The sequence below is a fragment of the Flavobacterium sp. KACC 22763 genome, from assembly GCF_028736155.1.
GTDB lineage: Bacteria > Bacteroidota > Bacteroidia > Flavobacteriales > Flavobacteriaceae > Flavobacterium.
On record NZ_CP117879.1, the window covers coordinates 4,196,012 to 4,216,708 of the forward strand.

Here is a 20,697-nt window from a genome sequence, read left to right on the forward strand (position 1 = left end):
TGATTTTTATTTAGCCCAGTTATTAATCCAATTTGCAACAGTCTCGCACCATTCTTCATCGTCATTTAAACACGGTATTGCTAAAAATTCTTCTCCTCCATTTGCTTCAAAATCTTCTTTAGCACGCATCGCGATTTCCTCTAAAGTTTCTAAACAATCAGTGACAAAAGCTGGAGTTACAACCGCAATTTTCTTAATTCCTCTTGCTGGCATATTATCGATTTCGACATCTGTATAAGGCTCCAACCATTTATCTCCTGCCAATCTTGACTGGAAAGTAACGCAATATTTGTCTTTCGGAATTCCTAATTGCTCTACAACCAAACGCGTTGTTTCGTAACAATGTGTTCTGTAGCAGAATTCAGCTTCTGGAGTTCCAACTTCACAACACATTTCGTTGGTTACGAATTTTTTATGCGATTTTGTTTTATCTGTTTTACGAACATGACGCTCTGGAATTCCATGGTATGAAAACACCAATTGGTCATAATCGAAATCACGCAAATGTTTTTTGATTGAATCTGCAACGTTTTTGATGTAATCTGGTTTATTATAAAACGCAGGAACATCTGAGAATTTCATGTGAGGGAATTTCTTCTTGCGGATTTCTTCTGCCAAAACCAAAATGGTCAAAGTAGAAGCCATTGCATATTGAGGATATAAAGGGAAAAGCAATACATCGGTAACACCTTGATCGCTCAATTCCTGTAGACCTTTTTCGATTGTCATAGATCCGTAACGCATGGCAAGCGAAACTGGAATATTTGATAATGGCTGTACTTTTTTGTGCATTCTTTCAGAAAGAACGATTAGCGGAGAACCTTCTTTCCACCAGATTTTCGCGTAAGCGTGAGCCGATTCTTCTGGTCTTTTTCTTAAAATAATACCGCGAACTAATAATGCTCTCAATAAATACGGAACGTCGATCACGTATTTATCCATTAAAAATTCATCTAAATAGGGTTTTACATCTTTTGGTGTTGGACTGTCTGGTGATCCTAAGTTTATTAAAAGTGCGCCTTTCATTATGTATTTTTTGCTTTAAGCTTTTTATTTGTTTTTAAAAATTTCGGCAAAAGTAATCGCTGTACTTTATTCGAAATATGATATTTATTACTTTTTCTTTATTATTGAATATTCAAAATTGATTTAGCTAATTCGAGAAATTTTTTCACGCAGATTTACACAGATTAAAGCAGATTAATTCGTGAATTCGTGGCGAAAAAAAATTTAAACATTCGCATTAATCGACATCAAATATTTTTTTGGTGTTGTTCCAAATTTCTTCTTGAATGCAGCAATAAAATGACTTCCCGTGCTGTAGCCAATCTTCAACCCTACTTCGTTTACATTATAAGAACCACTGTCTAAAAGTTTTCTAGCGAAATCCATTTTGTAATCAAACAAGAAACCATAAACTGTATCGCCATAAATCTGTTTGAAACCCATTTTGAGTTTTTTCAAATTCAAACCAATTTCATCTGCTAGTTCTTGCAGCCCTGGCGGTTCGGCCATATTAGCGATTACAATTTCTTTGGCTTTTCTGATTTTCAAAACATTGTCTTCATCAATCAAAAACGGACATTGTTCTGCATTTGGATCTTCGGTCCTGTTGAAATATAAACTCAACAATTCGTATCCTTTTCCTTTATAATAAAGGTTTTTTATAGACGGATGAAGATTGTAATGAAACAACTGACTCAAAACAATTGCCATTGACGGACTGATATTTCCTTCGTTATAATACTTTTTATCCTTATTATCAGGACTTAGAAAAGTAATATAATCGGCTTCGGCAGAAAATAACGCGTGAAATTTCTTGATCGACACAATTACTGAAATCGCCCACGAATTTGGAGCCAACTCTAAATTTAGCGGCAATTCTTTCTGTGGATTGTATAAAAGCAACGATTTCTCTTCTTTCAATTCTAAGGCGTAATTGCCCTGATTGAATAAAAATTTTGCATTTCCTTTTATCCCGAAGTGAAACTGTATCAGGCCAGTACCTATTATTTCATGCTGTGCGTAGAAAGGTTCAGAACCATCATTTTGAAAACGGATCAGCGTAAAGTCGTCTTCAATTTTTATAACTTCTTGAGAACTCATAGCGATATTTTTTTGAAACGAAAATCAAAACAAACTCAAAATGTTATTTAGAACGACTCTAAACTAATCACTTCAAACGAGTTGATTTTGCTACAAAAGTAGTCCTTTTTACTCAAAAACACCTATTTAGGTTCAAAAAAACATACAGCGACATAAAAAGTACTTTTAGCGTTATTTTTATCGATGGTATAGTAATAATTTTGTTGCACTTTTATGAAAGTGAATTTATGGAAAACAATAACGTACCGAAACACCTATATTTTTACTCAGTTGGTCTGAGTTATAAAAAAGCTGATGCTGAGGTTAGAGGTCAATTTAGTTTGGATGCTGTTGCTAAAACGCGATTGCTGGAACAAGCTAAAAACGAGGGAATCGAAAGTTTACTAGTTACTTCAACTTGCAACAGAACCGAAATCTACGGTTTTGCTGAACACCCATTTCAATTAATAAAACTTATTTGCGATAATAGTAACGGATCTGTAGATGCTTTTCAAAAAGTTGGTTTCGTTTACAAAAATCAAGAAGCAATCAATCACTTATTTCGTGTAGGAACTGGTTTAGATAGTCAGATCTTAGGCGATTTTGAAATTATATCTCAAATAAAAACCAGTTTTACGCATTCAAAATCAATGGGATTGGCCAACGCTTTTATGGAAAGATTGGTAAATGCAGTAATTCAGGCGAGCAAAAGAATTAAAAACGAAACGGAGATAAGCTCTGGCGCTACTTCAGTTTCTTTTGCATCTGTACAATATATTTTGAAGAATGTTGAAGATATCAGCAACAAAAACATTTTACTTTTTGGAACTGGAAAAATCGGAAGAAACACTTGCGAGAATTTAGTAAAACATACTAAAAACGAGCATATCACTTTAATAAACCGTACTAAAGATAAAGCAGAGAAATTAGCTGGAAAACTAAATCTGATTGTTAAAGATTACTCTGAATTGCATTTAGAGCTTCAAAAAGCCGATGTTGTAGTTGTTGCAACAGGCGCTCAAAACCCAACGGTTGACAAAGCGATTTTGAATCTTAAAAAACCTTTGTTGATTCTGGACTTGTCTATTCCGAAAAACGTTCATGAAAACGTAGAGGAATTAGAAGGTGTAACTTTAATCCACATGGATTATTTGTCTCAATTGACAGATGAAACTCTAGAAAACAGAAAATTACACATTCCGGCTGCAGAAGCGATCATCGAAGAAATCAAAGAAGAATTTGTTACTTGGATGAAAGGTCGAAAATTTGCTCCGACAATCAATGCTTTAAAAGAAAAATTAAACGCTATTAAAGCTTCTGAACTAGATTTTCAAAGTAAAAAAATCGCCGATTTTAATGAAGAACAAGCTGAAATCATCAGTAACCGAATCATTCAAAAAATCACTACACATTTCGCAAATCATTTAAAAGACGACGACACCATGGTTGATGAAAGCATCGAATGGATCGAAAAAGTCTTCAAAATAAAAGCATCTTAGTTTTTAATTTAAACCATTAAGATATTAAGGAAATTAAGACCAATCTTTGTCAAGAGAATTAAGCCAAGCTATAACACGAGCTTAATAATCTTAAATTCTACACAAAAAGCTTAATTCTCTTAATGCCCTTAATGGTAAAAAATAAAAAAGTTCTATGACAAAAAAAGAGGTTACACAATTGGCTTATGAAATTACAGGTTTTGCTATAAAAGTGCACAAAGCTTTGGGACCTGGACTTTTAGAAAGCATATATGAGAAGTGCCTCAAATATGAATTAGAACGAAACGGATATGATGTAAAACAACAATTATCTGTTAAAATTGATTATTACGATCTTGAATTTGAATCAGATCTAAGAATAGATCTATTGGTTAACGATTGTGTTGTTGTTGAATTAAAAGCAATAGAAAACCTATTACCGATTCACGAAGCACAATTATTGACATATATGAAATTATTACAAAGACCTCAAGGACTATTAATAAATTTCAACACAACAAACATTGCAAAATCAATGAAACCTCTTGTGAATGATCATTTCGCAAGATTAATAGATTAAATTTAAACCATTAAGATATTAAGAAAGTTAAGCTTAATTTTCTTCGACAAAGATTGACTTAATTCTCTTAATGCCCTTAATGGTAAAAAACAAAAAATGGCAGAAAAAACAATCAGAATAGGAACGCGTGACAGCGAATTAGCACTTTGGCAAGCACATACTGTTGAGAAAAAACTAAATGATTTAGGTTACAAAACCTCAATTGTGGCGGTTAAATCTCAAGGTGACATTATTCTTGATAAGCCGCTTTACGAATTAGGAATCACAGGAATCTTCACCAAAACGCTAGACATTGCCATGATCAATGGAGATTGTGACATTGCTGTTCACTCTATGAAAGATGTTCCAACGGCTTTACCTAAAGGAATTGTTCAAGCGGCTGTTCTACCAAGAGCCAATGTTTTGGATATTTTAGTTCATAAAGGAAATCCTGATTTTACAAATCCAAGTACAATAGCAACCGGAAGTCTGCGTCGTCAGGCACAATGGTTCAATAAATACCCAAATCATACTGTGGTTGATTTACGCGGAAATGTGAATACGCGCATGCAGAAGTTACAAGATAACAATTGGGACGGAGCTGTTTTCGCTGCTGCAGGTTTAGAGCGAATTAACTTAAAACCTGAAAACTACATCAATTTAGATTGGATGATTCCAGCGCCGGCTCAAGGAGCAATGCTTGTGGTGGCAATGGAAAATGATAATTATACTTTGGATGCGCTTTCGCAGTTAAATGATATCGAAACCGAAATTTGTACCTATATCGAACGTCAGTTTTTAAGAACACTTGAAGGCGGATGTACGGCACCAATTGGAGCTTTAGTAACTTATAACGAAGACGAAGATACTTTACATTTTCAAGGTGTTTTACTTTCTATTGACGGAAAACAGAAACTGGAAATCAATAAAACGGTTGATATTTCAGAATGGAAAAAACTAGGTTTCAACTCTGCACAAGAGATTTTGAATAATGGAGGAACGGAATTAATGCAGAAAATCAAAGAATCCCTAAAAAAATAATGGCGAAACCAGTTCAGATATTATCTACCAAAATATTATCTCCTCTTCATAAACAAGAGTTAATGAAATATGGCGTTGACTTGATCGAAGCCGATTTCATTAAAACCGAAAACAAATCTTTCGAATTAAAAGACCTCAACGAAAGCCTGATTTTTACAAGTCAAAATGCTGTTCACAGTGTTTTATCTCATCCTAATTCAGAACAGTTAAAAAAGAAAAACGTGTATTGTGTTGGAATTAAAACCAAAACGCTTTTAAGCGATAATGGCTTTAATGTTGTGGCTTACACAGGTTACGCTGCAGATTTAGCAGAAATTATCACTTTGATTTATGCGAATGAAAGCTACACTTTTTTCAGCGGAAATCTTAGAAGAGACACTTTGCCTGAAGCTTTCAAAGAAAACGGAATTAAATTCAATGAAATTCAGGTTTACGAAACTACACTTCAGCCACAGAAAATAAAAGCAAATCCTGAAGCGATTTTGTTTTTTAGTCCGTCTGGAGTTAAAAGTTATTTAAAACATAATACCATCAATAAACAAATCTGCTTTTGCATTGGAGATACCACCGCAGAAGCTTTATCAAAAATAACAAAGAATATCATCATCGCAGATCAGCCCACAATTGAAGATGTGATTGAAGATGTAATTCACGAATATAAATAACAACAACAAACCCGACAGGTTTTTAAAACCTGTCGGGTTTAAATATAGAAACTCATGTTAAAAAACGACCTATTTTTAAGAGCATTAAAAGGAGAAACAGTTCAGCGTCCGCCAGTATGGATGATGCGTCAGGCAGGAAGATATTTACCAGAATTTAGAGAACTTCGTGATAAATATGATTTCTTTACGCGTTGCGAAACTCCAGAATTAGCTGCTGAAATTACAGTTCAACCAATTCGCCGAATTGCTCCAGATGCTGCGATTTTATTTTCGGATATTTTAGTTGTGCCTCGTGCAATGGGAATCCATGTTGAATTGAAAGATAATTTAGGTCCGATTATTCCAAATCCTATTCGTTCTTTGGCTGATGTTCACAAAGTTTATGTTCCAGATGTAAATGAAACGTTAGGTTACGTTTTTGATGCAGTAAAATTGACTAAAGAAATGTTGAACGATGAAGTGCCTTTAATTGGTTTCGCTGGTTCTCCTTGGACAATTTTCTGTTATGCTGTTGAAGGAAAAGGTTCTAAAAGTTTTGATACTGCAAAAGGATTCTGTTTCTCAAATCCAGCTGCGGCACATACATTATTGCAAAAAATCACAGATACAACTATTTTATACTTAAAAGAAAAAGTAAAATCGGGTGTAAATGCCGTTCAGATTTTTGATTCTTGGGGAGGAATGCTTTCTCCTGTTGACTATCAAGAATTTTCATGGAAATACATTAACCAGATTGTTGACGCTTTAGCAGATATTACGCCTGTTATTGTTTTCGGAAAAGGATGTTGGTTTGCTCTAGGCGAAATGGGTAAAAGTAAAGCTTCGGCTTTAGGAGTTGACTGGACTTGTTCGGCTAGAAATGCTCGTTATCTGTCTGGTGGAAACATCACTTTACAAGGAAACTTTGATCCGTCAAGATTGCTTTCTCCAATTCCGACTATCAAGAAAATGGTTCACGAAATGATCGACGAGTTCGGAAAAGATAAATATATTGTAAATTTAGGTCACGGAATTTTACCAAATATCCCTGTAGATCACGCCAAAGCGTTTATTGATGCTGTGAAAGAATACGGGCAATAGTAGTTGATGGTTGATGGTTTTTGGTTGATAGTTAAGCGTCCAAAAACCATCAACCATAAACCAAAAACTTAAAACCATGCTCAACAAAGGTTTACGAGACGAAGAAAAAATTAGAATCGATAACGTTCTCAAAACGTTACGAACTCTTGTTTTTGTACCTTATCCTCTGAGTCACTTGCAAGTAACTGATATTGAAAATCAGCTGAAAGAATTTGGTTTAAACATTGAAACTTTAGTCGATTATTCCAATGACAATTTAATCACATTATTAATGCGTCTTCATTTTGATTGGGATCAATTAGAGCAGTTTACAGATATTTTAATTGAATTTTCTAAAACAGAAAGTTATAATTTTTCAGAAAAAGCATTAGCGATTTATCAATATATTCAGCAAGAAAGCAAAGTTTTTTCTTTCGGAATAAACTCGAAAATTTCATCAATTAAAAACAAATAAAATGAGTTTTACAGATTGGAAAACAGACCGAATCGATGCTATTCTTCCCGAAGAATTCTACAAACTGATTGATAAAAATAAAACTCACATAGGAAAGACATTTCCTGTCACTCTTGCCAATTCAGATTCTCCTGAAAAAGCTCAAAATTTCATATCGCTAAGCGTCGATAAAGAGAGAAACAAAGAAGGTTTTCATTTTTATGCCCGAGATATTAAAACCAACGATTTGATTGGTTATTTGTGTGTAAAAACGATCGATTATCGCATTTCTAAATGTGAATTCGGATATTTTATTGATGAAGATTATCAAGGAAAAGGAATTACCTCAAAAATGGTTTCTGATGCCCTTGATTTTTGTTTCAATGAATTGGAGCTTAATAAAGTTTTCATCTGTACATCAGAAGTTAATTTGGCAAGTCAGCGAATTGCATTAAAACATAATTTTAAACAAGAAGGAATTTTAAGAGACGAATTTAGAAACGGTGATGGCACTTTGCAAAATTCTGTTTACTTCGGACTTCTTAAATCGGAATATATTAAACCATGAAAGACAAATTTTACGCATACATACAAAATTTACAAGACCAGATCTGCGCTGGATTAGAAGCTGTTGATGGAACTGCAAAATTCCGTGAAGATTTATGGAAACGTCCAGAAGGCGGAGGCGGAAGAACACGCGTTATTGAAAACGGAAATGTTTTTGAAAAAGGCGGTGTCAACATTTCTGCCGTTCATGGAAAACTTCCTGAAACAATGCAAAAAATGTTTGGCGTTGGCGAAGCAGATTTCTTCGCTTGCGGATTAAGCTTAGTGATTCATCCGAAAAACCCAATGGTTCCTACCGTGCATGCCAATTGGCGATATTTTGAAATGTACGACGAATCTGGAAAAGTAATCGAACAATGGTTTGGTGGCGGACAGGATTTGACGCCTTATTATTTGTTTGAAGAAGATGCAAAACACTTTCACCAAACTTGTAAAATAGCTTGCGACAAACATAATCCAGAGTTTTATCCAAAATACAAAAAACAATGCGATTCGTATTTTTGGAACGCACACCGAAATGAAGCCCGCGGACTTGGAGGTTTGTTCTTTGATTATTGCAAAGCAAATGAACAAATGTCAATGGAAAACTGGTACGATTTTGTAACCGAAGTTGGAAATAGTTTCCTTGAAGCTTATGTGCCAATTGTGGAAAGAAGGAAAAATCTAGAGTATACGTCAGAACAAAGAACTTGGCAAGAAATCCGTCGCGGCCGTTATGTTGAATTCAATTTGGTTCATGACAAAGGAACTTTGTTTGGTTTAAAAACAAACGGAAGAATCGAAAGTATTTTGATGAGTTTGCCTCCGCATGTTCAATGGGTTTATGATCATCATCCAGAAACAGGAAGCGAAGAAGAGAAATTGAGTAATGTGTTGGCAAATCCGCGTGAGTGGATTTCGTAACCTAAAATTTAATTAACACATAGAAACATAGATTTAAAGACCTATCTTAGAGGTGATTTTAGAAAATTGTATTTTTTCACATAGCTAGATGTGTGGATTATTTAAATTAAACGTCTTTTCAAATTATCTAAAACTATGTTTCTATGCGTTTAGCACTAATTTACGCCACATTCTTTATCAGCATTTTTGGGTGTTTTGCCCAAAATGATTCCCTGCAAAATCCGTATTTTAAATCATATAATGATAAAATTACTGCTAGTATTTATTATCTAGATACTTCCAATAGTTTTCAGATTGCTTCAGATAATACCGATACGAAAACGTATGTAAATCTAATTCCAAATCGAAGAGAACAAATAGGTTTTACACTAAACTATAAAATCATTGATATTACAATTGGTTTTGCTCCCAAATTTTTAAGTCAGAACAAAGGTGATTCTCATTCCAAGAACTTTAATTTCAATACCCGTTTTTACTTAAAAAAATGGATGCAGTCTTTGACTTTTATCAATCAGAAAGGGTTTTATATTAGTGATGACAACATTACGGCCCAGCTTCCTAACATGCGAACAACAAAAATTGGCGGATCGACTTCTTACGTTTTCAATGAAAAATTCTCTTTTAGAACATTGGTAAGTCAAAATGAATGGCAGACCAAAAGTTCTGGTAGTTTTATCCCGACTTTCTCGTTTTATTACACCAATTTAGACCTAAACACTCCCGACTCGTCTCCTGGAGATATTTATGTTATAACGCTGGCGCCCTCCTATTTTTACAATTTCGTAATCAGTGATCGGATTTTAATTGGTGCCGGACTTGCTTTGGGAGGCGGACTTAATATTATTGATAAAGAAACCTCCGCTTTATATCAGGCCGACTTCAATTTGAAACTGGCTTATAACAAAGATCGTTTTTTTGGTTTTGCAAGTCTTAACACAATAGGTTTTGCACAAGATGATAAAGTCGATCCGCGATTGAATGATAATATTTCTACTCTAAAATTGTCTATTGGTTACCGATTTGACCCTCCGAAAAAAGTAAAAGAAGTTTACGATAAGGTCAATGAAAAAATCGGACTGTAGGAAATCTTAATCTGAAATAAACCGCAAGCACAATAAAAATGCTTAAATTACAGAGATTTATGAAAAACTAAAATTCATTATTATGAGAAATAGGAACACAGAACAATTAAATCTCATGCATTTTGGAAAAGGGTTTATCGCAGCACTTGATCAAAGTGGTGGCAGCACACCAAAAGCATTATCGCAATATGGCGTTGAAGAAAATCAATATTCAAATGATGAAGAAATGTACACTCTTGTACATGAGATGAGAACTAGAATTATTAAAAGTCCTGCTTTTGACAGCCAATATATTCTAGGTGCTATTTTGTTTGAAAATACAATGGACCGCAAAATCGACGGCCAATGGACAGCCGATTATTTATGGGAGAAAAAACATATTATTCCGTTCTTGAAAGTAGATAAAGGACTTGCAGACCTTGCAAACGGTGTACAATTAATGAAACCTATTTCTGGTTTAGATGAATTGCTAGATCGTGCTGTAGAACGAAATATTTTTGGAACTAAAATGCGTTCTGTAGTTAAAGAAGCGAATCCTGACGGAATACGAGATATTGTTGCCCAGCAATTTGAAGTAGGAAAACAAATTTTCAGCAAAGGTTTAATCCCAATTATAGAACCTGAAGTTGATATTTACAGTCCTGATAAAGAAAAATCGGAAGAGATTCTGAAAGAAGAAATTCAAAAACAGCTTCATTTATTGGATAAAGAGGTAAAAGTAATGCTGAAACTTTCGATTCCGACCGTAAACGATTTTTACAACGATCTTATTTCAGATCCACATGTAGTTCGTGTCGTAGCACTTTCTGGCGGATACTCTCGTGAAGAAGCAAATCAAAAACTTTCTCAAAACCACGGATTGATTGCCAGTTTTTCACGGGCATTGTCTGAGGGACTTACCGCTGGGCAATCTGATGAAGATTTTAATGCTGAATTAAAAGAAACCATCAAAGGTATTTATCTGGCTTCAATTACTTAGCAAACCGAGATAACCAAACGTTCCTACGAAACGTAAATAAATGATACCGTCAATTTTTTTTCTACCGATGAAACATTCCTACGGAATGAATTGTTTTTTTGAATAAAAAAATCCCTGATACTCCTCATATCAGGGATTTTTCTTTTTTCGATTATTTAGAAGTCATTTCTTCTGCCAGATCTAATGTCTGTAGAATAATGTTTTTATCAGACTTAAAAGAGTTTAGTTTAAAAACAAATTTCAATTTATTGTCAATTAGCTTTTTAGCAGATTCTATAGAAATATCTGAAAACTGAGATGAAATTTTAGTCATTCGATCCAATTCTGAATCTTTTGCATTTTTTCCAAATGTTTTCACCGTTTGCGCAATATCCAATTTTCCAGAAATGTAATTTTTGCTCAAGTCTTTCTTAGCATCTTTGGCAAAAGAACCTTTTCCTGTTGCAAAATAATCTCTCGTATTGGCAACAATTACTACATCTTTCTCTTTCATTATAAAAATATCGCCATACTCTTGCGTGCCTGCAATCATGTATGAATTTCCATTTGGAATCAATACTTTTTTGCGAACTCCCAATTGCAGTAATTTATCTCCAAAAGTTGGATGAGTTGAAGTAAAAATCACAGAAAACAGCGGAATATCTTTTTTGACTTTTTCTTCAGTTATTTTTTCTTCATAATTCTCATCATAATCATACTTTTTGGTCATAACCTCAACTTCTTTCGTATCGTATAAAAAAGCGCTTAAATCACCATCAAAAAGCTTTGCTGTTGCTTCTTCATCAACAATTGTAGAAATAAGATCTGTAATTAGGGTAATATCTTCCTTCGCGAATTTTGGATTTTGAAATATCTCCGTCATTAATGACGGAAAGTTTTCAAGTGCCGCTTTTGTATTCGCATGATATGAAACGTAACCTAAAGGTTTTTCTGCAGGAAAATAAGTAAAGATGTTTTTGTTGATTTTTCTATCGCTGATCTTGCTTACAACAGCAGCAATCTCTGGCGCGTATTCAACCACTTCTTCAATTCTGGAATTATCATTATCAAAATAAAAATCCAGATTAATGCCTTTTACAAAATTTCCGAAATTCTTCTGAAATGGCAGATATTTATCATAACCACCAAATAATGCCATGGGATAATTATACAACGAATAAAAACTAGACATAAGTCCGCTGTAATTTACCCAAGACGAAATATCTGCCGAAGCATTTATTTTTGAAAAACTTGGTGCTGTAAAACCATTTTCAAACAAGCCTTTTATAATTTCTCTTTGCTGCTCGGCCAATTTTTTATCAAATTCTGCCTGTTCTGCTGTATATTCTTCATAAGGATTTCCATCGTACAAGTAATCTTGTTCCACCGTTTCTGCTGATCCAGCTGGTGCATCAACTGCTATCGGCTCATCACGCATTACAGACGGTTCTGCTATTTTTGGCGGATTTGGCGCTTCTTCTACTCCGTATACTTTCGGTGTATCTACAATTACCGTTTCTTCATAAGCCTCTGAAATTCCTATGGAATCATTTAAAACTGGAGGACCATCTGGGGTCGCATAAAATTTATTCGGAAGTCTTTTTGTCAATTCAAATATGACCAAATAATTATCATTCCAAACAAATGATCTCTTTACACCGCTTGGTGTAAAAACAGCATATTTGCCAAATTCTTCAATTGTGCCATTCTTGTCATTTGCTCCTTGTTTTTCAATCAGATATTGTCTAACTGCTTCTTTGTTTTTTATCGGAATGGTAACTTGATAAAACGGAACGCTATCTAAGAAATTTCCATGAACCGTGATTTTTTGGTCCAATTGAATGATAGAAGTATATTGACGAAGATCAAAATCAGGTTTTTTACTCGTGTACTTCGTAATAATCGGATGATTCAGCACCTCATCTATGCTGACTTTTTTAGAAAGCTGATTTCCGTTAAACTGAACAAAATAATCGTATTTGTCTGAACTAGTCTGTCCAAAAGTAAAATACGTGGCAAATAGAAAAATTAGAGTGTAAAAATGCTTCATAAAATCAAGGCGTTAATTGGATGGTATTATTCATTAAAGTCGATTTCTTAAATACGCTGTACATACTTTGCTTTAAAAAAACCGTTTTTTTATTTTTTGAAATTTTGCTGTTTGCATTATCTACAGCCACAATATCTTTATCAAAACTATAAATGGCGATGATATTAGCTTCTTCTAGATCTTTCTTTTTCTTTGGGTCATTTACCACTTTTTCAGGAACTGGATAAGATGCAATTCTTTCAAAAGTTTTGCCGCTTCCGCTAAAGTGAATCTGATCACGCTGATTGTTTATCGTATTGACAACAGCATTTAACGCTTTTAGGTTCGCGTAATTAAGTTTGATAATGAAAACGTAATTCTGAAAATCTGTTTTGGTTGTTACATTTGAGATTCCGTCAATTTTTACAGCTTTAGATTTAAAATCTTCCAGTTTCTGTGTAATTTCCTGTTCGTTCGGAATTTTTACGCCATCGACTTCTTCCAACCAAATGGCAGATTTGGTCTTGAACCAAGATTTCGAAAAGTCGATCATCAACGTATATTCGCCACTCTGATCATCGTGATGTTTGATTCTTTCTGTAATCTCAAAACAACTCGTTAAGAGCAAACAGCAAAATAAAGCGAGAATTTTCTTCATTTTGCAAATTTAGATGGAATATTCTGAAAAACCATGCTTTGGCTCAAACAATAAAAAATCTAAATTTTTAGATAATATTAACTCATTCTACAGCAAGCTAAACACCTTATTTTATTCCTTTTTCTTTAACTTTGCGCCACTCATTAAAAAGTGAGATAAACTTCAAAAAAAATAAAAACAACTGCAGTTTTAGAAATAGATTCTCAGTCTGATTTCAGAGAAATCAACTAAAAAATCTAAAATCTAAAATCTAAAATCTAAATTTATATGTTCCCATTACAAAGAGGCAGAAGATTAAGAGTAAATGAATCCATTCGTTCTTTAGTACGTGAAACCAGTTTAAGTCCATCGGATTTTATGTTTCCAATGTTTGTAGCTGAAGGCGAAAATGTAAAAGTCGAAATTCCGTCGATGCCGGGAATTTTCAGAAGATCAATAGATTTAACAGTTGAAGAAGTAAAAGAACTTTTTGATTTAGGAATTCGCGCCGTAAATATTTATGTAAAAGTTAGCGAAAACCTTAAAGACAATACTGGAAAAGAAGCTTGGAATTCTAACGGATTAATGCAGCAAGCCATTCGCGCCATAAAAGCAGCTTGTCCAGAAATGATCGTTATGCCAGATGTGGCTTTAGACCCTTATTCTATTTACGGTCATGACGGAATTATAAAAGATGGCGATGTAGAAAACGACAGTACGGTTGATGCATTAGTAAAAATGGCCGTTTCTCACGCAGAAGCTGGTGCCGATTTTGTTGCGCCAAGCGATATGATGGACGGACGCGTTTTACGCCTTCGCGAAGGTTTAGATGCTGCCGGATTTCAGAATGTTGGAATCATGAGTTATTCTGCTAAATATGCTTCAGCTTTTTATGGTCCGTTTAGAGATGCTTTAGATTCTGCTCCAAAAGAAGCTGATGTGGTTGTTCCAAAGGACAAAAAAACATACCAAATGGATTATGCTAACCGTATCGAAGCGATCAAAGAAGCTTTATCAGATGTAGAAGAAGGTGCAGATATGGTTATGGTAAAACCAGGAATTGCTTATTTGGATATTGTTCGCGAAATTAAAAATACTGTTCACGTTCCTGTAACCGTTTATCAGGTTTCTGGAGAATATGCCATGATAAAAGCGGCATCTGAAAGAGGCTGGCTAGATCACGACAAGATTATGATGGAACAATTAATGTGCATTAAACGTTCGGGTGCTAATCTTATTTCTACTTATTTTGCTAAAGAGGCGGCAATACTTTTAAAGAAATAAGATGAAAAAGGTTTTATTTTTATCTGCTGTTTTAGCTTTTGCTTCTTGTAAAAAAGAAGGTTCTGAATCTACAAACACAGCTACCGAATCTGTTTCTGAAGGCGAATCGGCGAAGGCCAAAAGTCCTGAAGAACTAGGAAAACAGCTTTTTGAAGGAGCTGGAAACTGTTTTGCTTGCCATCAGCCAGATCAAAAAGTAGTTGGGCCAAGCATTAAAGAAATTGCTAAAATCTATAAGGACAAAAATGGCAATATTGTTACTTTCTTAAAGGGAAATGCAGATCCAATTGTTGATCCAAGTCAGTTTGAGGTTATGAAAACCAATTTTGCCATTACGCAGTCAATGTCTGATGAAGAATTGAAAGCTATTGAAGCTTACATTTATAGTAATTTGAAATAACAGCACAATGATGTTCCATAGGAACATCGTTTGATTATCTAAAAATAGTAAAGCAAAAAAGGCGGTTCCGACTATCGGAACCGCCTTTTTTTATCATTAAAATATATTACCAGATTTTAACTCGTTTTTCTGGTTCAACATACATCTTATCACCTTTCTTAATATCAAATGCTTTGTAGAAAGCATCAACGTTTTGAATTGGCACATAAGCTCTATACATTCCAGGAGAGTGTGGATCTGTTTTTACTTGATTTTTGATCGCTTCATCTCTAGATTTTGTTCTCCAAACTGTAGCCCAAGAAATAAAGAAACGCTGTTCTGGTGTAAATCCGTCAATTAAACCTGGATTTCCGTGTTGTTTCAAATACAATTGCAGACCATCAAATGCAGCATTAATTCCGCCTAAATCTCCAATATTTTCACCCAATGTAAAATGACCATCAACATGAACTCCTGGCAATGGCTCAAGAGCGCTGTATTGATTTGCTAAATCATTTCCTAAAGTTGTAAATTGTTTCAAATCATCTTCTGTCCACCAATCCACTAAATTTCCTTCAGCATTGTAACGTGCTCCAGAATCATCAAATCCGTGAGAAATCTCGTGTCCGATTACGGCACCAATTCCACCATAATTAACCGCTTCGTCAGCTTGGTAATTGTAGAAAGGCGGCTGTAAGATTGCTGCTGGAAATACAATTTCGTTATAAGATGGGTTATAATACGCATTTACAGTTTGCGGAGACATATGCCATTCTGTTTTGTCAACAGGTTTAGACAATTTGTCTACGCTTTTCTTAAATCTCCATAACGCTAAGTTCTTAGAGTTCTCAAAATAGCTTCCACCTTCTGCGATGCTTTTAATTTCTAAAGCCGAGTAATCTTTCCATTTATCAGGATATCCAACTTTAATGGTTATTTTGTTTAGCTTTTCGATTGCTTTTGCCTTAGTGTCTTTAGACATCCAGCTTAAATTGTTAATACGATTTTGGTAAGCCGCAATAACATTATGAATCATATCAACCGCTTTGGTTTTAGCTTCAGCAGGAAAAACTTTTTCTACATACAGTTTCCCAAGAGCTTCACCAACATTTCCGTTAACTACATTAAGTGCTCTTTCTTCAGCTGGAAGCTGTTTTATTGCACCTCTTAATGTTTTGCTATAAAAATCAAAATTAGCATTATCAATTTCAGTTGTCAGCTTACCTGCATTACCGTTAATCAAATCCCATTTCAGATATTCTTTCCATTGAGCGACTTTATTTTCCTTAAAAACAGTTTCTAAGGCAGTCATATATTTAGGCTCGTTTACAATTACTGTCTCTAATTTAGTAATTCCTAAACCAGCAAAATATTCATTCCATTTAATAGCTGGAGTTAATTTTTGAAGTTCAGCAATTGTCATTGGGTTGTATTGCAAACGGCTGTCTCTTCTTTCAACTCTGTTTAATCTTGGCTTTGATAATTCTGTTTCAAGGGCCAAAACCTCAGCTGCGCTTCGTTTTGCTTTTTCTGGAGATTCTCCAATAAACTGAAGCATTCTTGCCACATGCAATTCATACTTCGCACGTTTTTCTTTAGAATCTTTGTCATCAGAAGTATAATAGTCTTTATCCGGAAGTCCTAATTGGCTTGGGCCTAAATTTACAGAGTTTATAGAACTGTCTTTATCATCAGCTCCAATGTAAATTCCGAAAAATCCAGCATTGCTTTCTTTTTCCATCTCAACCAAATATTTCTGAACATCAGCAATACTTTTAATTGCATCGATTTTTTTCAGATATGGTTTTAAAGGTTCAATTCCTTTCTTATTTCTTCCGATAGAATCTAAGTAAGTGTTGAATAAATTAACCGCTTTTCCCTGATCTGTATTCGATTTGTATTTCGGATTTTTAGAAGCTTCTTTTAAAACCTCCATCACATCTTTGTCGGTTCTTTTAATTAGTTCATTAAAACTTCCCCATGTTGTACGATCACTCGGAATTTCTGTTTTTTCCAGCCAAGCTCCGTTTACATATTTGAAAAAATCCTGACTTGGGCTGATTTTCGTATCCATATACGATACATTGATACCTGGTTCCTTTGGCGCTTGAGCTTGAGCAGCAGTTACTGCAAACATTGCAGATATAACACCAAACACAGGTTTAGCAAATTGTTTTTTCATAAAAAGTTATAGTTTAATGGAAAATACAAACGTATTGTTATTATTTTAAAAATTGTGTTAAAATTCTAACTGTAAAGTCAAAAAGACGTCTAAATGTCACAAATAGAAATTAAACACTGGATATTTGTCTACAAGCATTTGTAAAAGTTACAAAAGCCTGTTAAAAAAATAACACAGTAAAGTTTTTAAAATCTGCTTTTTGTATTTTTGCGCCAAATTATTTTTATGAAATCGCTTTTATATAAATACCGCAAATTCTTTATTGTCTTAATAGTGTTTTCGGTTGTTACTATATCTTTGTTTTACTCTGCGTTGAAACCTAAAAAGACACTTCCGATTTACAATCCCGCTGATGTAAATCCTGAATTGGTTGACAGTACAGTCCAATATAAAAGCAAATACCACACAATTGCCGATTTTTCTTTCATCAACCAAAATGGCGATACGATTACCCAAAAAAATTATGAAGGAAAAATCTACGTTGCCGATTTCTTCTTCACAACCTGTGGATCGATCTGCCCAAAAATGTCAACAAATTTAGTTGACGTTCAAAAAGCAGTTTTAAATAATCCCAAAGTAATGTTGCTTTCTCATACTGTTTTTCCTGAAGTAGATAGCGTTTCTGTTTTAAAAGCCTATGCTATTAAATATGGCGTTGTAGACAGTAAATGGAATCTGGTTACTGGCGATAAAAAAGAAATCTACAAAATGGCCAGAAAATCTTATTTGGCTGTAAAAATGGGACGACCAGATCAGCTATATGACATGGTGCATACAGAGAATTTTGTTTTGGTTGATCAAAAGCGTCGCGTTAGAGGTTTTTATGACGGAACAAACAAAGAAGACGTAAAACGTCTTTTGGAAGACATCGAATTCCTGTCTCAGGAGTAAAATTCCTTATTTTTAGAAACTTTTAGCATTTCTGGAAGTGTTAAATGCCTTGAAATAAAGAATAATTGCCTACTTTTGCAATCTAAATTCAATCTAAATAAGCTTGCAAAACACAATACACACTCTGAAAAAAGGCGAAAAAGCCATTATCAAAGATTTTGATATCGATCTTGTTCCACTAAAATTACTAGAAATGGGTTGTCTGCCTGGCAGCTTAGTTGAATTATTGCAGGTTGCTCCTTTTGGTGATCCGTTATATTTAGACATTAATGGTTCTCATGTTGCAATACGCATTGAAACAGCTCGTGAAATTGAAGTTGAACTTATCAAAACCAATTTGTAATGAGTGTTCAGAATATCAATGTTGCCCTTATTGGAAATCCAAATACTGGAAAAACTTCTGTTTTCAATCAATTAACAGGCCTTAATCAGCAAGTTGGAAATTATCCTGGAATCACGGTTGAGAAAAAAATGGGCTTTTGCAAGCTGCCTAATAATGTTAAAGCCAATATTCTAGATTTACCAGGAACATATAGTTTGAATGCCAGTTCGATGGATGAGAGTGTAGTAATCGAACTTTTATTAAACAAAAACGATAAATTATACCCAGATGTAGCAGTTGTCGTAACAGATGTTGAAAATCTGAAACGAAATTTACTGATTTACACACAGATAAAAGATCTTGAAATTCCGACGATTTTGGTCATCAACATGTCTGACCGTATGGAACGCAAAGGAATTTCTTTGGATATTCCGTATTTAGAAGAAAAACTAAAAACAAAAATTGCTTTAGTAAGTTCTAGAAAAGGCATAGGAATCGAGCAATTAAAGGAACTTATTGTTTCTTATAAAACAATTCCCCACGAACCTTGTTTAAATGCTTCGGTAATTGATCCTGAATATTTTGCAAAATTACAAAAGGCGTTTCCCAATCAATTAATGTATAAATTGTGGCTGGTAATCACACAAGATGTCAATTTCTTGAATTTGGACCGAAATGAAATAAGAAGCACTTTTACCAAATCGCATTCAGAATTAAAACGTTTACAGCAGAAAGAAACCATCAAAAGATATCAGTTTATCAATGATGTTTTAAAAGAAGGTTTAAAAATTGATGCTTCAATCGCAAAAGATATCCGAGCAAAACTAGACCGTGTTTTAACCCATAAGGTTTTGGGTTATGTGATTTTCTTTGCGATTTTATTCTTGATTTTTCAATCTATTTTCAGCTGGTCAACTATTCCTATGGATTTCATTGACAGCACTTTTGCATCTTTAAGCAGTTGGGTTGCAGCAGAATTGCCAAGCGGTATTTTGACCGATTTGCTTTCGCAAGGAATTATTCCAGGTATTGGCGGAGTTATTATTTTTATTCCGCAGATTGCGTTCTTGTTTTTGTTCATTTCTATTTTGGAAGAAAGCGGTTATATGAGCCGTGTCGTATTCTTAATGGATAAAATCATGCGTCGATTTGGACTTTCAGGAAAAAGTGTTGTGCCTTTAATTTCAGGAACTGCCTGCGCGATTCCAGCAATTATGGCAACAAGAAATATCGAAAACTGGAAAGAACGCCTTATTACGATCTTAGTAACGCCATTCACGACTTGTTCGGCAAGGTTACCTGTTTATGCCATTATTATCTCATTGGTTATTCCGAGTAAAAGAGTTTTTGGAGTACTAAATCTTCAAGGGTTAACGCTTATGTCACTTTATGTTTTAGGGTTCTTTATGGCCATTTTATCGGCTTACATTTTGAATAAAGTTTTAAAACTGCAATCAAAAACATATTTCGTTGTTGAGATGCCAAGTTATAAAATGCCACTTTTGAAAAATGTTGGAATCAATGTGGTAGAAAAAACGAAAGCCTTCGTTGTTGGTGCAGGTAAAATCATCTTGGCTATATCGGTTATTTTATGGTTCTTGGCTTCTTATGGCCCTGGAAAAGAATTTAATGATGCTGAGACTATTGTTAAAGAAAGATTTGCCAACACAACTCTAGATGAAACACAATTTGAAAATGAAGTTAATTCTCAAAAACTAGAGAATTCATATATCGGATTAATGGGAAGAGCAATTGAACCTGTAATTCAGCCTTTAGGTTATGATTGGAAAATCGGAATTGCATTAATCAGTTCGTTTGCTGCCCGTGAAGTTTTCGTAGGGACATTAGCAACCATCTATAGTGTTGGAGATACGGATAACGAATCGACCATAAAAAGCAAAATGCAGGCAGAAGTTCGTCCAGATACCGGAAAGAAAGTATTTGATTTTGCCACCGGAATATCGTTACTACTGTTTTATGCTTTTGCAATGCAATGCGCCAGTACATTGGCGATTACTAAAAAAGAAACCAATTCATGGAAATGGCCAGCAATGCAGTTGGTCTTTATGAGTGGTCTAGCTTATTTTACCGCATTAATTGCGTATCAACTTTTAAAATAAAA

General features: G+C 34.3%; 20 protein-coding genes. 15 read left to right on the plus strand and 5 right to left on the minus strand.

The window, feature by feature from the left end:
* Positions 1 to 6: 6 nt before the first annotated feature.
* Both hemH and PQ463_RS17625 read right to left on the minus strand, forming a co-directional pair.
* A complete protein-coding gene (gene hemH / locus PQ463_RS17620; protein ID WP_274254797.1) occupies positions 7 to 1,026 on the minus strand; it encodes a ferrochelatase in 1,020 nt (339 codons plus the stop codon).
* A gap of 204 nt (positions 1,027 to 1,230) precedes the next feature.
* A complete protein-coding gene (locus PQ463_RS17625; protein WP_111368228.1) occupies positions 1,231 to 2,106 on the minus strand; it encodes an AraC family transcriptional regulator in 876 nt (291 codons plus the stop codon).
* Between the two features lie 227 nt (positions 2,107 to 2,333).
* Between PQ463_RS17625 and hemA the strand changes: the two genes are divergently transcribed.
* From hemA to PQ463_RS17675, 10 genes are all read left to right on the plus strand, one after another.
* The gene (gene hemA / locus PQ463_RS17630) at positions 2,334 to 3,584 is read left to right on the plus strand and encodes a glutamyl-tRNA reductase (protein WP_274254798.1); all 1,251 of its coding nucleotides are present in this window, start codon (positions 2,334 to 2,336) and stop codon (positions 3,582 to 3,584) included.
* Positions 3,585 to 3,738: 154 nt separating this feature from the next.
* Positions 3,739 to 4,143 (plus strand): GxxExxY protein, encoded by a 405-nt coding sequence (locus PQ463_RS17635; RefSeq protein ID WP_274254799.1) that lies wholly within the window; start codon positions 3,739 to 3,741, stop codon positions 4,141 to 4,143.
* Between the two features lie 96 nt (positions 4,144 to 4,239).
* Positions 4,240 to 5,163 (plus strand): hydroxymethylbilane synthase, encoded by a 924-nt coding sequence (gene hemC / locus PQ463_RS17640; RefSeq protein WP_274254800.1) that lies wholly within the window; start codon positions 4,240 to 4,242, stop codon positions 5,161 to 5,163.
* On the plus strand, positions 5,163 to 5,828 hold the full coding sequence (locus PQ463_RS17645; protein ID WP_274254801.1) for a uroporphyrinogen-III synthase: 666 nt from the start codon (positions 5,163 to 5,165) through the stop codon (positions 5,826 to 5,828). Before hemC ends, PQ463_RS17645 begins: the two co-directional genes overlap by 1 nt.
* Before the next feature lie 54 nt (positions 5,829 to 5,882).
* Positions 5,883 to 6,908 carry a uroporphyrinogen decarboxylase gene (gene hemE, locus PQ463_RS17650; RefSeq protein WP_229353715.1) on the plus strand — a complete coding sequence of 342 codons (1,026 nt, stop codon included), beginning with the start codon at positions 5,883 to 5,885 and terminating at the stop codon, positions 6,906 to 6,908.
* A gap of 76 nt (positions 6,909 to 6,984) precedes the next feature.
* Positions 6,985 to 7,362, plus strand: a complete 378-nt coding sequence (locus PQ463_RS17655) for a hypothetical protein (protein WP_274254802.1) — start codon at positions 6,985 to 6,987, stop codon at positions 7,360 to 7,362.
* A gap of 1 nt (position 7,363) precedes the next feature.
* The gene (locus tag PQ463_RS17660) at positions 7,364 to 7,909 is read left to right on the plus strand and encodes a GNAT family N-acetyltransferase (protein WP_274254803.1); all 546 of its coding nucleotides are present in this window, start codon (positions 7,364 to 7,366) and stop codon (positions 7,907 to 7,909) included.
* On the plus strand, positions 7,906 to 8,811 hold the full coding sequence (gene hemF / locus PQ463_RS17665) for an oxygen-dependent coproporphyrinogen oxidase (RefSeq protein ID WP_274254805.1): 906 nt from the start codon (positions 7,906 to 7,908) through the stop codon (positions 8,809 to 8,811). Before PQ463_RS17660 ends, hemF begins: the two co-directional genes overlap by 4 nt.
* Positions 8,812 to 8,954: 143 nt before the next feature.
* A complete protein-coding gene (locus PQ463_RS17670; RefSeq protein WP_274254806.1) occupies positions 8,955 to 9,893 on the plus strand; it encodes a DUF4421 family protein in 939 nt (312 codons plus the stop codon).
* Positions 9,894 to 9,975: 82 nt separating this feature from the next.
* On the plus strand, positions 9,976 to 10,872 hold the full coding sequence (locus tag PQ463_RS17675; protein WP_274254807.1) for a fructose bisphosphate aldolase: 897 nt from the start codon (positions 9,976 to 9,978) through the stop codon (positions 10,870 to 10,872).
* A 151-nt stretch (positions 10,873 to 11,023) separates the two neighbouring features.
* On the opposite strand, the gene PQ463_RS17680 is transcribed toward PQ463_RS17675, so the two are convergent.
* Positions 11,024 to 12,901 carry a hypothetical protein gene (locus tag PQ463_RS17680; RefSeq protein WP_274254808.1) on the minus strand — a complete coding sequence of 626 codons (1,878 nt, stop codon included), beginning with the start codon at positions 12,899 to 12,901 and terminating at the stop codon, positions 11,024 to 11,026.
* Between the two features lie 4 nt (positions 12,902 to 12,905).
* The gene (locus PQ463_RS17685) at positions 12,906 to 13,538 is read right to left on the minus strand and encodes a hypothetical protein (protein ID WP_274254809.1); all 633 of its coding nucleotides are present in this window, start codon (positions 13,536 to 13,538) and stop codon (positions 12,906 to 12,908) included.
* Positions 13,539 to 13,805: 267 nt separating this feature from the next.
* Between PQ463_RS17685 and hemB the strand changes: the two genes are divergently transcribed.
* Positions 13,806 to 14,801, plus strand: a complete 996-nt coding sequence (hemB, locus tag PQ463_RS17690) for a porphobilinogen synthase (RefSeq protein ID WP_274254810.1) — start codon at positions 13,806 to 13,808, stop codon at positions 14,799 to 14,801.
* 1 nt (position 14,802) lies between these two features.
* Positions 14,803 to 15,201, plus strand: a complete 399-nt coding sequence (locus PQ463_RS17695; protein ID WP_274254811.1) for a c-type cytochrome — start codon at positions 14,803 to 14,805, stop codon at positions 15,199 to 15,201.
* 106 nt (positions 15,202 to 15,307) lie between these two features.
* Here the strand turns inward: PQ463_RS17695 and PQ463_RS17700 are convergent, their stop codons facing one another.
* On the minus strand, positions 15,308 to 17,362 hold the full coding sequence (locus tag PQ463_RS17700; protein ID WP_274254812.1) for a M13 family metallopeptidase: 2,055 nt from the start codon (positions 17,360 to 17,362) through the stop codon (positions 15,308 to 15,310).
* A 225-nt stretch (positions 17,363 to 17,587) separates the two neighbouring features.
* On the opposite strand from PQ463_RS17700, the gene PQ463_RS17705 reads away from it, so the two are divergent.
* The 3 genes from PQ463_RS17705 to feoB all read left to right on the plus strand — a co-directional run bounded on the left by PQ463_RS17705 (position 17,588) and on the right by feoB (position 20,695).
* A complete protein-coding gene (locus PQ463_RS17705) occupies positions 17,588 to 18,253 on the plus strand; it encodes an SCO family protein (protein ID WP_111377720.1) in 666 nt (221 codons plus the stop codon).
* A gap of 103 nt (positions 18,254 to 18,356) precedes the next feature.
* On the plus strand, positions 18,357 to 18,596 hold the full coding sequence (locus tag PQ463_RS17710) for a FeoA family protein (protein WP_111368256.1): 240 nt from the start codon (positions 18,357 to 18,359) through the stop codon (positions 18,594 to 18,596).
* Positions 18,596 to 20,695: a ferrous iron transport protein B gene (gene feoB / locus PQ463_RS17715; protein WP_274254813.1), complete on the plus strand. Its 2,100-nt coding sequence runs from the start codon at positions 18,596 to 18,598 to the stop codon at positions 20,693 to 20,695. Before PQ463_RS17710 ends, feoB begins: the two co-directional genes overlap by 1 nt.
* Positions 20,696 to 20,697: the final 2 nt, after the last annotated feature.

Excerpts from the sequence above, each read along its gene's own strand:
- PQ463_RS17705 (WP_111377720.1), top strand. The coding sequence starts at position 17,588 with ATGAAATCGCTTTTATATAAATACCGCAAATTCTTTATTGTCTTAATA.
- feoB (WP_274254813.1), top strand. The coding sequence starts at position 18,596 with ATGAGTGTTCAGAATATCAATGTTGCCCTTATTGGAAATCCAAATACT.
- PQ463_RS17675 (WP_274254807.1), top strand. The coding sequence starts at position 9,976 with ATGAGAAATAGGAACACAGAACAATTAAATCTCATGCATTTTGGAAAA.
- PQ463_RS17680 (WP_274254808.1), bottom strand. The coding sequence starts at position 12,901 with ATGAAGCATTTTTACACTCTAATTTTTCTATTTGCCACGTATTTTACT.
- PQ463_RS17660 (WP_274254803.1), top strand. The coding sequence starts at position 7,364 with ATGAGTTTTACAGATTGGAAAACAGACCGAATCGATGCTATTCTTCCC.
- hemE (WP_229353715.1), top strand. The coding sequence starts at position 5,883 with ATGTTAAAAAACGACCTATTTTTAAGAGCATTAAAAGGAGAAACAGTT.
- hemH (WP_274254797.1), bottom strand. The coding sequence starts at position 1,026 with ATGAAAGGCGCACTTTTAATAAACTTAGGATCACCAGACAGTCCAACA.
- PQ463_RS17635 (WP_274254799.1), top strand. The coding sequence starts at position 3,739 with ATGACAAAAAAAGAGGTTACACAATTGGCTTATGAAATTACAGGTTTT.
- hemA (WP_274254798.1), top strand. The coding sequence starts at position 2,334 with ATGGAAAACAATAACGTACCGAAACACCTATATTTTTACTCAGTTGGT.
- PQ463_RS17645 (WP_274254801.1), top strand. The coding sequence starts at position 5,163 with ATGGCGAAACCAGTTCAGATATTATCTACCAAAATATTATCTCCTCTT.
- hemC (WP_274254800.1), top strand. The coding sequence starts at position 4,240 with ATGGCAGAAAAAACAATCAGAATAGGAACGCGTGACAGCGAATTAGCA.
- PQ463_RS17655 (WP_274254802.1), top strand. The coding sequence starts at position 6,985 with ATGCTCAACAAAGGTTTACGAGACGAAGAAAAAATTAGAATCGATAAC.
- hemF (WP_274254805.1), top strand. The coding sequence starts at position 7,906 with ATGAAAGACAAATTTTACGCATACATACAAAATTTACAAGACCAGATC.
- PQ463_RS17695 (WP_274254811.1), top strand. The coding sequence starts at position 14,803 with ATGAAAAAGGTTTTATTTTTATCTGCTGTTTTAGCTTTTGCTTCTTGT.
- hemB (WP_274254810.1), top strand. The coding sequence starts at position 13,806 with ATGTTCCCATTACAAAGAGGCAGAAGATTAAGAGTAAATGAATCCATT.
- PQ463_RS17670 (WP_274254806.1), top strand. The coding sequence starts at position 8,955 with ATGCGTTTAGCACTAATTTACGCCACATTCTTTATCAGCATTTTTGGG.
- PQ463_RS17685 (WP_274254809.1), bottom strand. The coding sequence starts at position 13,538 with ATGAAGAAAATTCTCGCTTTATTTTGCTGTTTGCTCTTAACGAGTTGT.
- PQ463_RS17625 (WP_111368228.1), bottom strand. The coding sequence starts at position 2,106 with ATGAGTTCTCAAGAAGTTATAAAAATTGAAGACGACTTTACGCTGATC.
- PQ463_RS17700 (WP_274254812.1), bottom strand. The coding sequence starts at position 17,362 with ATGAAAAAACAATTTGCTAAACCTGTGTTTGGTGTTATATCTGCAATG.